The following is an 11168-nucleotide window of genomic DNA, read 5'->3' on the forward strand; positions in this document are numbered from 1 at the left end:
CGGCCGCTCATAACGGTCTGGTTGCAGGTTCGAGTCCTGCCGGGCCCACCACGCACTCTCGTCGAATTGGCGTCGCGTCCACTCTGACCAGAGACGCCGTCAGTTCAGAGACTTAGCCGCATGATCGGCGTCTCTGTCGCTTGAAGTCGGTCTCTGGACGGGCGAGCGGGCTCCTTTCGGGCGGCCGTCTCCGATGCTCCGTAGAAGTGATTCCCCGAAGCGCCGAGCATCGCTCGCGTGTTCGGTGAGGTAGTCCTTCGGCGCTCCGCGCTCGGGGAGAGTTTTCGCGTGAGACAGGGGGGTGGCGGGGCGAACCGCGAAGATGCTGCCGCGCAGCGGGTTCGACAGGCGTGTCGTCTGCTAGGCGGCGATGCCGATGCGGCTGCGCTGCTCCGACCAGGCGAGAGGCGGATCGGTGAGGTCGCGGAGCGCGAGGCCGTGCGGAAGGTGGCCGGCGATGGCCGCCTCGATGATGTCCGGCGCGAGATGGGCGAGCGAGATCGTGGCGTTGACCTGACGGCGCGAGCAGCCTTCGCGGTGGGCGATCGCGTCCGGGTCCGTGACCTGGCCCGACAGGATCTCCGCGAGCCAGCGCCGGCCACGTGCGATGGCCCCGAGCAGCGTCGAGCGGGTCTCGATGCGCATCGGCCGCGCCGGACCGTCTCGGCCAGGAGAGGCGATCACCTCACGATGCCGTCGTGACGATGCTCGCTGCCAGAGTATCTCGAGCGAGCGAGGTTCCTCGTCCTCGGACGTCATCAGCGTCACCCGGATCAGGTCGGGCGCGATCTCGATCCGGTCGACTGCACTTCGGATCAAGTCATGGTCGGGCTCGTCCGATGGGCAGCGGGCCCGCACGGCATCGAGCACCTGCCGCTCGACCTCAGGAGCCGGGACCCGCCGGACCCGCCCGGCGTCGATCCCGTGTCCGTCGAGCAGCGGGCGGCTGATGTAGTAGCGGTAGCGCGCGCCGGCTTTCCGGCAATGGGTCGGGGTCATCCTGTGCCCGCGCTCGTCGAAGAGCTTGCCGGCGAGCAGCGCACCGGATCGGCCGCCGGTCACAGGGTCGCCGTTGCGCTGATCCGTCAGCTTCCGCTGAACAGCGTCGAACAGCCCGCGATCGAGGATGGCCGGGTGCTCGGCCGCGTGCACCTCGCCCCTGAACGCGATCTCGCCGACATAGAAGCGGTTGCGGAGCAGGTAGGCCAGTGATCCGCGGGTGAACGGGATCCCGCCCCGGACGACGACGCCCGAGCGGACCAGCCGCTTCGTCACGGTGTTACGCCCGCGCAGGTCCGGCAGCAACGTACCGATGCTGCCGAGCTCAAGGTAGCGGCGGAAGATGAGCCGGACCTGCTCGGCCTCTTCCTCGATCACGAGGAGCTTCTTCGCCTCGACCCGGTAGCCGAGCGGGACGTTGCCGCCGACCCACATGCCGCGCCGCTTGGAGGCCGCGATCTTGTCGCGGATGCGCTCGCCCGTGACCTCGCGCTCGAACTGCGCGAAGGAGAGCAGCACGTTGAGGGTCAGCCGGCCCATGCTGGTCGTGGTGTTGAAGGCCTGGGTCACGGACACGAACGAGACGCCGTCGGCGTCGAACAGCTCGACGAGCTTGGCGAAGTCGGCGAGCGAGCGGGTGAGCCGATCGACCTTGTAGACCACGATCACGTCGACCCGGCGCATCCGGACCTGGTCGAGCAGGCGCAGCAGGGCTGGACGGTCGGTCGAGCCGCCCGAGAAGCCGCCATCGTCGTAGCGGTCGCGGAGCAGGCGCCAGCCCTCATGCGCCTGGCTCTTGATGTACGCCTCGGCTGCCTCGCGCTGGTTGTCGAGCGAGTTGAACTCCTGCTCGAGCCCGTGCTCGGTCGAGACCCGGGTGTAGACCGCGCAGCGGCGAGCGGATTTCATCCTGCTCTCCCCTGATCCTGTGATCCTGGTCGGACCTTGATCCCGAAGAAGCGCGGTCCCGACCACCTGGTGCCGGTGATCGCGCAGGCGACCTCGGACAGGCTCCGATAGGTGCCGCCGTTCCAGGCGAAGCCGTCCTTTACAGCCATAACGTGGTGGCGGACCCCGTTCCACTCCCGGACCAGCACCGTGCCAGGGCTCTCTCGTCGTACGGGCAGCGGCACCGGCCGGCCGGTCCCGATCGCGTCCAGCACCCTGGCGCTCTCTCGCGAGAGGTCGCCGAAGGCTTCGGCCTGGACACGATAGGCCAGCAACCTGAGCAGCAGCGAGGTGGAAGCGCCCTTCGGAGCCATCCGGCCCGTGACGGCGCGCCAGCGGGCTCGAAGCGCAACGGGATCGAGGTCGCGCAATCGCGCGACCTCGTCCTCGACCTCCTGGATCGTCCTCGGCATCAGACCGCGACCGCCACGTCGGCCAATGCAGCCGTCCGGCCGCGCCGGCGAGCCGCGCCCTTGCTGATCTCGGCCACAACGGGTGCGCTCTCAAGCCGGTACACGGTCTTGCCATCCGGTCGCGTGCTCTTGGCGAGCATCTGGCCGGCGGAGCGGATCCGGGACAGGGCGGCCCGAGTCGTGTGCGGCAGCCACCCGGTTGCGGCGATCATTTCGTGCAGGCTTGCGCCATCCTGGCGGCCCAGCATCTCGGTGAGGAGTGCGCGCTTCGTGCCGGCGCGGGGAGCATCATCCGCCTTCCGCTTCTCGGCCGGGACCGGCGTACCCTCCCTCTCGGGCTGCTTCGGCACGCTCGTCTCGGCAGCGTCCTTGCGGCGAGGCGGACGCAGACCGACGGCCCGGTATCCGGCCGGGGAGAGCTGCGGCTCGGAGCCGTTCTGGCCGCCGGCCGCGATGAGGCCCTCCGCTTCCAGCTTTCCGAGGGTCCTATGCCGCGTGTTCGGCTTCATGCTGTCGGGGAGCTGCAACGTGCCGCCGCGGGCGGCGGCATCGCGCAGCAGCTTCGTCTCGGTCTTGGCCAAGGTGATAGTCATGGTGCACTCCGGTCGAGGCGGCCTGCTGGCCTGCCACTGGCCCAGCCCCGCAATCGGCCCTTGCGGCCGGCGGGGCTGGAGCGCGTCGACGAGAGGATCAGCCGTCGGCGGGCTGCTCGGCCCGGCGCTGCATGCGCCCGATCAGGCAGACGGCGCCGTGCAGGGTCTGGGCGTCGTGCAAGAGCTCGTCGATATCCATGGCGATCCGGAGCGCCTCGCGCTCGGACCCGCTCTCCGCGCACGCCACCGCCCCTTTTAGGATCGCGGCCGCGTCCGTCAGCCGCGTGCTCAGCTCCCGCAGCCCCACCGTGATGCTCAGCCCCTCGCTCATCCCGTGCTCCCGTCTCTCCGGCAGCACACACGCTCCGTTCGCACCGACAGTCGAGCGAGATCTGCAGGCTCACCCGGCCAACTGGCCGGGAGTGCCGGACGACCGAAGGTCGCAGTCGCCAGACATACTCGGCGCCTTGCCTTCAAGAGCGCCTCGTGGACCCAAGCGGGAGCTGCGGACGTTCGCTTCGGGGCATGGTGGCCCTCTGCATTGGATCTGGGATGGACGGCAGCTTTCAGTTCGGCATCGAGGAGGAGTTCTTCCTGGCCGACGCGGTCACTCGGGGCACCCCGGGCGGTTCGCTCGACGCGTTCCATGCGGCCGTGCATCGCGAACTTCCCGACGTCGAGCGCGAGCTGCTGCAGTCTCAGGTCGAGATCGCCTCACCGCCGACCACCCGCTTCGAAGAGGCTCGCTCGGTCCTGAGCGGAATGCGCGAGCAACTTGCCGACATCGGACGCGGCCACGACATCCTGCTGCTCGCATCGGGCACTCACCCACTCGCGCAGTGGAGCTGGCAACAGAAGACCGAGAAGGCGCGCTACCAGGCCCTCACGGAAGAGATGCAGATGCTCGGCCGCCGCAACGTCGTGTGCGGCATGCACGTCCATGTGGAGGTTCCCGATCCCGACCGGCGGGTCGATCTGATGAACCGCCTCCTGCCCTACACGCCTCTCCTGCTCGCGCTCTCGGCATCCTCGCCGTTCTGGCAGGGTCGCGCGACCGGATTGGCCGCCTACCGCCTGTCGGTATGGGGAGAGATGCCCCGGACCGGCCTTCCGGAGCTGTTCCGGGACGCTGCCGAGTACGAGCGGCTCGTCGCAACGCTGATCAGCGCCGGCGCAATCAAGGATGCGAGCTTCCTGTGGTGGACCCTGCGTCCTTCGATCCGCTACCCGACGCTCGAACTCCGTGTCGCCGTCGACCTCCGGCAGCCGGCTGATCCCATGACGCTGAAGGCAGCGATGCAGGGATGAGCGTGTCAGGTGCGGGATCGTCGCCTGGAGCGCGTAGAGGCAGTCGTCGAGTGGCAAGAGCGTGTGCCGACGAAAGGCGACTACGACGGCCTCATCCTCGATCGACAGCACCGTCGATCGAGGCTCCCTCGGACCCGTCGGCACATCGGCGACCGAGGTCCGTCGCTTCCACTTCGCGACCGTCTTCTGGTTGATCCCGTAACGCTTCGCGAGCGCCCTCAGGCTCGCTTCACTATGTTGTATCGCTCGACGGATCGCCTCTGTCGTCGTGGCGCTCCCGTGGAGAACCTGGCCCATAGCGCATCCTTCCACTCCAGCGTGGAGACTGCACCATCAAAGCCCGGGATCAAACATCTAACTTTCGGGAGGTCTGCTTCCGGGCAGGCCAAATGAGTTGCGGCGCACCGGCAATTCTGACTCGAAGCGGCTCTGCGATGTCCCTTTTGGTATGTCGTCTTCGAACGGTTCAGCTTTGAAGCCCTACTTCATGCGGGGGCGCCTACGGCGGCCTTGACCCCCGCTCCGGACAACCAGCGGGAAGGCTGCTATTGGGCTGAAAGCCCCGGAGTGGCTTCAGCGCCTCTCTCGGCAGAAAAAGAAGGGGCTGCACGACATGGGTGTCGCGAAACCGTCCGATCGTGCTCCTTTTCGACCGCAAACGCCCCTTATCTGTTCTCTTTCCTCGAGAGACCGACGCTCGCCCGTTGTGGTCAGCGCGAAGCGGCAACGCGACTGGGACATGGAGCACCGTGGGGACGCGGTCATACGCTCCGAAGGGCACCGCGGAAGCTCGAAGCCCAGGGACCGCCCTCAACCTGCACAGCTCTCGTGAAGTAGCGAGCGATACGCGCCGCCGTGCAGAGCACGCGTAGAGCCCGAGCGCGGGGCCGGCTCCGGGGTCCCCACCTAGCCACCCAACGGGCAGCGGCCACTCCGTCTGAGGCGCAAGCCCACGTCGGGGATGGCCCCGCTATGCCCGGCTCAGGACCTCACCAGGGTTCCTCTAGATGCTACTAGGCAGCCTTCGACGCATCCGGGCGGACTCTGGCCTGCGGCAGGGAGAGCTCCTGCAGGCGCTTGCGTAGACCCGAGAGGTCGAACCTCCGCACGGTCATCCCTCGGCAGGTTTCGCTTGGACGACGCTCGACCAGGCCCGCCTGGGCCAGTTTCGTGATCGCCCTCTGTATCGTTCGAGGGCTCGTCCCTATGCGCTTCGCGAGGACCGAAGGCCGCGGAGACGGCAGTTCGTTCGGCTCGTCCCACTCCGCGACGATGTTGAGGACCAGCAACATCTCGAGCGGCGTCAACCCGAGGCGCTGCTGATGCCGCAGCAGGATGGCGGGGACGATCAACATTCCCGGATCTACCGCATCGCCCCACCGGGTGCGCTGGTCGGCAGCGTGAGATGACGAAGACTCGGTGTCCATGGCCTGACCCGCCCGGCCCCGCAGGGGAGCCGAGTGGTTAATCTACCGCGGTCTTCGCGAAATTTCCATGTGGGGCCAGGCGCTTCCACAGGTTCGCAGCGACACCACTGTCGCAAAACCTCCGATCTGCCCGTCGTTCACCCTCGCCCGAGACGCTATATTGAGGTGACCCCAGTAAGGGGAATGAGGAGATTGAGATGAGTAAAGGAACAGGCGGAAACTATCGTTCTGCCGGCAGCGGCCGGTTTGTCACTGCAGCTCAGGGGCAACGCAGTCCGAGCAAGACCGTGCATGAGAGCCGGGGTGCTGGATCTGCCGGAGGGACCTACCGGAGCGCGATCTCCGGCCGGTTTGTGACGACGGCTCACGGGAAGCGCAGCCCGGACACGACGATCAAGGACAACTAAGGCGTTGTCGGCTTCCGAGGCTCGGCCGGGACCCTGGCCGGGCCTCTATGTATGGCTGCAAACCTTCGGTCGATCATCGCTAAGCCGTGTCGCCGTAAAATCGTATTTGCGGCGTTGTTGATGAGGAGCCAGCTGCCCGGACCGGCTTCGAGGCAACCCTTGGGGGCGCGTAAGGCGGCTTTGACCCCGCTCCGGACCACCGGCCGCAGGCCTCTACAAGGAGCTGGCGAGTACCGGCGGCTGTGGTATCGTCCCGCCATGAGCAGCGGACGGACCATCACAAAGGGCAAGACCAAGGGCCAGGTGCTCGGCCTGGGCGCGTTTGAGAAGATCAGCGCCGTGGAGGGTGTCCGCCTGACCCGCGAGATGAAGCAGGATCTGCAGGGCCTCGAGAAGCGGCGCGCCACCGGCGCCGAGCGGACGCGGTTCATCACCGGGAAATACGGCAAGAAATCCGCCTAGCGGGGCGATGTACGACGCGATCGCCGACCCGTATTGCTATCCCGGCTCGACCGTCCTCAAGAACATACCCGGCCTGACCTCACAGAAGGCTCTCGACCGGTTTGCGGCCGTGTCCACAGCCCGTCGGTTCCTAGAGCCCATGCCGACCGGCCGCTGGGGCGTGAGGCATTACCAGGCCATCCACAGGCACGTGTTCCAGGACGTTTATTCCTGGGCAGGGCGTCCCAGGACGGTGCGCATCAGCCGCGGGGCCAGCATGTTCTGCTACCCTGAGCACATCGGGAGCGAGCTCCGCCGCGTGTTCGCAGGGTTGAAGGTTGCCGGTTTCCTGAAAAGGCTGGACCACGCGGACTTTGCCGCCGGTGCGGCGCATTTCCTGGCCGAGCTCAACGCCATTCATGCGTTCAGGGACGGAAACGGCCGCACTCAGCTGGCCTTCACGGCGCTGTTGGCCGACCAGGCGGGCCACCCTCTCAGTCTGGACCGCCTTGACCCCGAACCCTTTCTGCACGCGATGATTGCGAGCTTCAAAGGGGACGAGCAATCCCTGGCCGGTCAGATCGCAAATCTGACCGAAGGGACCTGAGCCGATGCGCCTCTCATGGAACGAGATCAGAGCGCGGGCGGCTGGCTTTGCCGATGAATGGCGGACCGCTCACTACGAGAAGGGCCAGACCCAAACCTTCTACAACGAGCTGTTTGAGGTGTTTGGCGTCAAACGGCGCCGCGTTGCCAGCTTCGAGGAACCGGTGAAGCTCCTGGGTACAAGGCGCGGCTTCATCGACCTCTTCTGGAAGGGCGTGCTCCTCGTCGAGCACAAAAGTGCCGGTAGAAGCCTGGCCCCAGCCAAGGCTCAGGCCCTCGACTATTTTCCGGGCCTGAAAGAAGTGGAGCTGCCGCGTTACATCCTGCTCAGCGATTTCCAGAATTTCGAGCTGTACGACCTGGACGAGGGCACGGAGGTCCGCTTCTCTCTGGCCGAGTTGCCCCGGCACGTGGAGGCATTCGGCTTCATCGTCGGCGTGCAAAAGCGCACGTTCCGGGATCAGGATCCCGTCAACATCAAAGCTTCGGAGCTGATGGGACGGCTTCACGACTCCCTGAAGGCCTCCGGCTACGACGGCCACGACCTCGAGCGTTTCCTGGTACGCCTGTTGTTCTGCTTGTTCGCCGACGACACCGGCATCTTCGAGCGAGACATTTTCGAAAGCCTGATCCAGGACCGCACCCGGCCAGACGGCAGCGACGTAGGACCCTGGCTCAGCAACCTGTTCGAGGTCCTAAACACCCCTGAGAAGCGTCGTCAGACCAAGCTGGACGCTGACCTCAATCAGTTTCCCTACGTCAATGGCGATCTGTTCGCCGAGAGACTGCCTATTCCGTCGTTTGACGGCGATATGCGCAGTCGGCTCCTAGAGGCTTGCGAGTTTTCCTGGGACGCGATCTCGCCGGCGATTTTCGGCTCCCTCTTCCAGTCGGTGATGAATGCGGTCGAGCGCCGGCGTCATGGCGCCCACTACACGACCGAGCGCAACATCCTGAAGGTGATCGAGCCGCTGTTCCTGGATGAGCTCAGGGCCGAGTTCGCCAGGCTCCGGACGCGCCGGGATACCGGCCGCGGCAACGCACTCAGGGCCTTTCAGGACAAGATGGCGGGCCTTCGTCTGTTCGATCCCGCCTGTGGCTGCGGCAATTTCCTGATCATCGCATACCGGGAGCTGCGCAGCCTCGAGACCGAGGTCCTACGTGAGTTACACCCGGATCGTCGCCAGCGCGTCCTGAAGGCCCTCTCGGCAGCTGCAGTGAAGCGCCGTGTTGGCCGCGCCGCCCTCGCAGGAGTTCAGCCTTGAAGGTTTTCGTCAGCTCCCGCTTTACCGGCATGGAGGCCTTCCGGGTGGCGGCCTGCACAGCCATTCGTGACCTCTTCCACGAGCCGATAACCGTTGAAGACTTCCCTGCCCGTGCTCAATCCCCGCGTGTCGCGTGCCTCGACGGTGTGCGTCAGTCAGGCCTGGTCGTCTTGATCCTCGGCGCCAGCTACGGTGATCCCCAGCAACCATCCGGCCTCTCCGCAACCCACGAGGAGTTCCGTGAGGCCCGCGAAAGCCGTGACGTCCTCGCCTTCGTTCAGGAAGGAGTCGACCCTGAGCCCGCCCAGGCGGCCTTCATCAAGGAGGTAAGTGACTGGTCGGCCGGCGCCTTGCGCCGGACGTTCAGAACGCCCGAGGAGCTCCGCGGCAAGGTCACAGGCGCGATCTCGCAATGGCAGCTGGCCAGAGCCGCCGGTCCAGTCAATGAAACTGCACTGGTCAGCAAAGCCAAGGCGCTCATTCCGGCAGAGCAGCGGAATACGACGTTGCCGCACAGACCGAGGGTGGTGCTCACCATAGCCAGCGGACCGGCACAGGCGGTCTAAGGCCAAGCGAACTCGAGGCCCCTGCCCTGCATGAGGCTATGCAGCAAGCCGCCATGTTCGGCCCGGTACGGATCTTCACGCCGGCGCACGGATCGATCGTCGCAATCGAGGGCAACGCGCTCCGAGTCCGCCAGACCGACCGCTCAGACGTTCTCCTCGACCCGGAAGGCGGGATCCGCATGCGGCTTGCCCTGCCGGAACGCGAACGGGGCACGATGTACATGGGCGCCGTCATCCAGGAGCAGGTTGGGGCCGTGCTTACGGCCGCAATCGCCTACGCGGTTTGGCTGCTCGACCGGGTCGACCCAACCATGCGGCTTACCCACAGCGCCATCGCGGTCACTCTGAGCAATGCGGAGAGCGCCACCTGGAGGACCCAACAGGAACAGGACGCGAGCCCGAACTCCATTTCTATGCGCGGATTCGGGCGCGATCCGCAGCCCGTCATGCTCGCACCCCCGGTCCTGCCCCGCCCTGCCCTGCGAACAGAGCCCAACCGACTGGTCGAGGATCTTCTAACCCTCATGCGGCGCGAGTGGCGGGCGCGGTAGGTTCGTAGGAGAGCCAGCCGCCCGGACCGGCCTCAAGGCAACCCCTCCGGGGCGCCTGCGGCGGCCTTGACCCCACTCCGGACCACCAGCGAGAGGGCTGCCATTCGGGCAAAGCCCGACCATGCCCCGCTGATGGCGGGGCGGCACTGCCACATGAACAGGCAGGATCGTTCGAACAGGCTTGCCGCACCCCTGGTTTGTAGGTTTGATTTCTGTAACAGAAACTAAACGGAGGGGCGACCATGGAAGAGCGACGCGGACGGGGTGGACCGAGGCCGGGATCAGGCCGACGGCCAGGCGATGGCACCAAGGTGGTGCGGCTCCCCGTGGAGATCGCCGACCAGGCTCGCCGGATGGCCGCGGCTCGAGGTGGCAGCGCCAGCGGGATCGGGGCCTTCCTCAAGGGTGAGGCCAGGACCCGCGCCAAGGCTGCCCTGGTCACGTCCACGGTCGCGTGCGGGTTCCCCTCCCCTGCTGACGACTACCTGGACACGCCGCTCGACATGAACGAGCTGCTCGGGATCGGCCTGCCTTCCGTGTTCCTGGTGCGGGTGGCCGGCGAGAGCATGACCGGCGCGGGCCTGTATCCCGGCGACTATGCGGTGGTGAACAAGGCGGCCGAGGTGAAGTCGGGCTGCATCGTGGTCGCCTGCCTCAACGGCGAGTTCACCCTCAAGCGCCTCGAGAAGCGGGCCGGCCGGGTGGTGCTCTGCCCGGAAAACCCCGCCTTCCCCGAGATCGAGGTGCCGGCTGAGGCCGACTTCTCGGTGTGGGGCGTCGTTACCGGCATGTCGCGCGTGCTGTAGGCGTGGGCGGCCCGATCGCCCTGGTGGACTGCAACAACTTCTATGCGAGCTGCGAGCGGCTGTTTCAGCCGAAGCTGATGGGCAAGCCCGTGGTGGTGCTGTCCAACAACGACGGATGCGTGATCGCCCGCAGCAATGAGGCAAAGGCGCTCGGGATCGGCATGGGCGACCCCAGGCACCTTAAACGCGACGAGTTCGAGAAGCAGGGCGTCATCGTCCGGAGCTCAAATTACACACTTTACGGCGACATGAGCGCGCGCGTGATGCGCACCCTCGCCGGGTTCACGCCGGCGCTCGAGATCTACAGCATTGATGAGGCGTTCCTGGACCTGTCTGGGTTCGGCGATCGGCTGGACGGCCATGCCCGCCAGCTCTGGGCCACTGTCCTGAAAGGCACCGGGATCCCGGTCAGTGTGGGGATCGCGCCGACCAAGACCCTCGCCAAGGTGGCGAACCGCCTGGCCAAGAAGGACCCGGACAGTGGGGGCGTGATGGCACTCCTCACTCCCGCGGCCCAAGATGCCGCTCTCGCTCATATCGAGCTGACGGATTTGTGGGGCGTGGCCGGACGACTGGCAGCCCGGATGCAGGCGCTCGGCATCAGGACGCCCCTCGAGCTCCGCGACGCGGATCCCCGGTTCATCCGGCAGCATTTCAACGTGGTCAGCGAGCGCATGGTACGGGAGCTCCGGGGCGAGCCGTGCATTGACCTCGAGCAGGGCCGACCGGACAACAAGACGATCATCGCTTCCCGCTCGTTCGGGCGGGCCGTCGACCGGGCCGGGGCAACGCCTAGTTGTTGGGGTGGTGCGCACGTAGATGGCGCACAACCATTCTT

Annotated in this window: 13 protein-coding genes and 1 pseudogene; 8 read left to right on the plus strand and 6 right to left on the minus strand. The window is 66.4% G+C overall.

The genetic code is table 11. The features are described 5' to 3' along the window. Positions 1-360 precede the first annotated feature (360 nt). The 4 genes from ACFE87_RS23915 to ACFE87_RS23930 form a co-directional block, all read right to left on the minus strand. Positions 361-1908, minus strand: a complete 1548-nt coding sequence (locus ACFE87_RS23915; protein WP_375462165.1) for a recombinase family protein — start codon at positions 1906-1908, stop codon at positions 361-363. Beyond that, positions 1905-2360 (minus strand): DUF2924 domain-containing protein, encoded by a 456-nt coding sequence (locus tag ACFE87_RS23920; RefSeq protein WP_375462166.1) that lies wholly within the window; start codon positions 2358-2360, stop codon positions 1905-1907. Before ACFE87_RS23920 ends, ACFE87_RS23915 begins: the two co-directional genes overlap by 4 nt. Further along, positions 2360-2953, minus strand: a complete 594-nt coding sequence (locus ACFE87_RS23925; protein WP_375462167.1) for a DUF3489 domain-containing protein — start codon at positions 2951-2953, stop codon at positions 2360-2362. The genes ACFE87_RS23920 and ACFE87_RS23925 overlap by 1 nt, the downstream gene beginning before the upstream one ends. Positions 2954-3050: 97 nt before the next feature. Then, entirely contained in the window at positions 3051-3284 is a 234-nt protein-coding gene (locus tag ACFE87_RS23930; RefSeq protein WP_375462168.1) for a hypothetical protein, read from the minus strand. A gap of 221 nt (positions 3285-3505) precedes the next feature. Here ACFE87_RS23930 and ACFE87_RS23935 point away from each other — a divergent pair, with 221 nt between their 5' ends. Then, complete coding sequence (locus ACFE87_RS23935; protein WP_375462169.1) at positions 3506-4261, plus strand: YbdK family carboxylate-amine ligase; 756 nt, start codon at positions 3506-3508, stop codon at positions 4259-4261. Here the strand turns inward: ACFE87_RS23935 and ACFE87_RS23940 are convergent. Then, positions 4199-4558: pseudogene (locus ACFE87_RS23940) on the minus strand (IS481 family transposase); the annotation flags it as partial. The gene ACFE87_RS23935 and the pseudogene ACFE87_RS23940 overlap by 63 nt on opposite strands. A 716-nt stretch (positions 4559-5274) precedes the next feature. Beyond that, positions 5275-5688: a helix-turn-helix domain-containing protein gene (locus ACFE87_RS23945; protein WP_375462170.1), complete on the minus strand. Its 414-nt coding sequence runs from the start codon at positions 5686-5688 to the stop codon at positions 5275-5277. A 665-nt stretch (positions 5689-6353) separates the two neighbouring features. On the opposite strand from ACFE87_RS23945, the gene ACFE87_RS23950 reads away from it, so the two are divergent. From ACFE87_RS23950 to ACFE87_RS23980, 7 genes are all read left to right on the plus strand, one after another. Beyond that, positions 6354-6557 (plus strand): hypothetical protein, encoded by a 204-nt coding sequence (locus ACFE87_RS23950; protein WP_375462171.1) that lies wholly within the window; start codon positions 6354-6356, stop codon positions 6555-6557. Positions 6558-6564: 7 nt separating this feature from the next. Beyond that, complete coding sequence (locus ACFE87_RS23955; protein ID WP_375462172.1) at positions 6565-7143, plus strand: Fic/DOC family protein; 579 nt, start codon at positions 6565-6567, stop codon at positions 7141-7143. A 4-nt stretch (positions 7144-7147) separates the two neighbouring features. Next, a complete protein-coding gene (locus tag ACFE87_RS23960; protein ID WP_375462173.1) occupies positions 7148-8407 on the plus strand; it encodes a type IIL restriction-modification enzyme MmeI in 1260 nt (419 codons plus the stop codon). Further along, positions 8404-8973 carry a DUF4062 domain-containing protein gene (locus ACFE87_RS23965; RefSeq protein WP_375462174.1) on the plus strand — a complete coding sequence of 190 codons (570 nt, stop codon included), beginning with the start codon at positions 8404-8406 and terminating at the stop codon, positions 8971-8973. Before ACFE87_RS23960 ends, ACFE87_RS23965 begins: the two co-directional genes overlap by 4 nt. Before the next feature lie 53 nt (positions 8974-9026). Continuing rightward, the gene (locus ACFE87_RS23970; protein ID WP_375462175.1) at positions 9027-9524 is read left to right on the plus strand and encodes a hypothetical protein; all 498 of its coding nucleotides are present in this window, start codon (positions 9027-9029) and stop codon (positions 9522-9524) included. Positions 9525-9850: 326 nt separating this feature from the next. Continuing rightward, positions 9851-10330, plus strand: a complete 480-nt coding sequence (locus tag ACFE87_RS23975; protein ID WP_375462176.1) for a LexA family protein — start codon at positions 9851-9853, stop codon at positions 10328-10330. A 2-nt stretch (positions 10331-10332) separates the two neighbouring features. After that, positions 10333-11168 (plus strand): Y-family DNA polymerase (locus ACFE87_RS23980; RefSeq protein ID WP_375462177.1); only part of this gene is annotated, 836 nt, incomplete at its 3' end.

It is taken from the genome of uncultured Enterovirga sp., assembly GCF_964242715.1.
Lineage (GTDB): Bacteria > Pseudomonadota > Alphaproteobacteria > Rhizobiales > Beijerinckiaceae > Enterovirga.

Coding starts and splice junctions, on each gene's coding strand:
- ACFE87_RS23970 (WP_375462175.1), top strand. CDS start 9,027: ATGTTCGGCCCGGTACGGATCTTCACGCCGGCGCACGGATCGATCGTC.
- ACFE87_RS23920 (WP_375462166.1), bottom strand. CDS start 2,360: ATGCCGAGGACGATCCAGGAGGTCGAGGACGAGGTCGCGCGATTGCGC.
- ACFE87_RS23960 (WP_375462173.1), top strand. CDS start 7,148: ATGCGCCTCTCATGGAACGAGATCAGAGCGCGGGCGGCTGGCTTTGCC.
- ACFE87_RS23915 (WP_375462165.1), bottom strand. CDS start 1,908: ATGAAATCCGCTCGCCGCTGCGCGGTCTACACCCGGGTCTCGACCGAG.
- ACFE87_RS23935 (WP_375462169.1), top strand. CDS start 3,506: ATGGACGGCAGCTTTCAGTTCGGCATCGAGGAGGAGTTCTTCCTGGCC.
- ACFE87_RS23955 (WP_375462172.1), top strand. CDS start 6,565: ATGTACGACGCGATCGCCGACCCGTATTGCTATCCCGGCTCGACCGTC.
- ACFE87_RS23950 (WP_375462171.1), top strand. CDS start 6,354: ATGAGCAGCGGACGGACCATCACAAAGGGCAAGACCAAGGGCCAGGTG.
- ACFE87_RS23925 (WP_375462167.1), bottom strand. CDS start 2,953: ATGACTATCACCTTGGCCAAGACCGAGACGAAGCTGCTGCGCGATGCC.
- ACFE87_RS23945 (WP_375462170.1), bottom strand. CDS start 5,688: ATGGACACCGAGTCTTCGTCATCTCACGCTGCCGACCAGCGCACCCGG.
- ACFE87_RS23930 (WP_375462168.1), bottom strand. CDS start 3,284: ATGAGCGAGGGGCTGAGCATCACGGTGGGGCTGCGGGAGCTGAGCACG.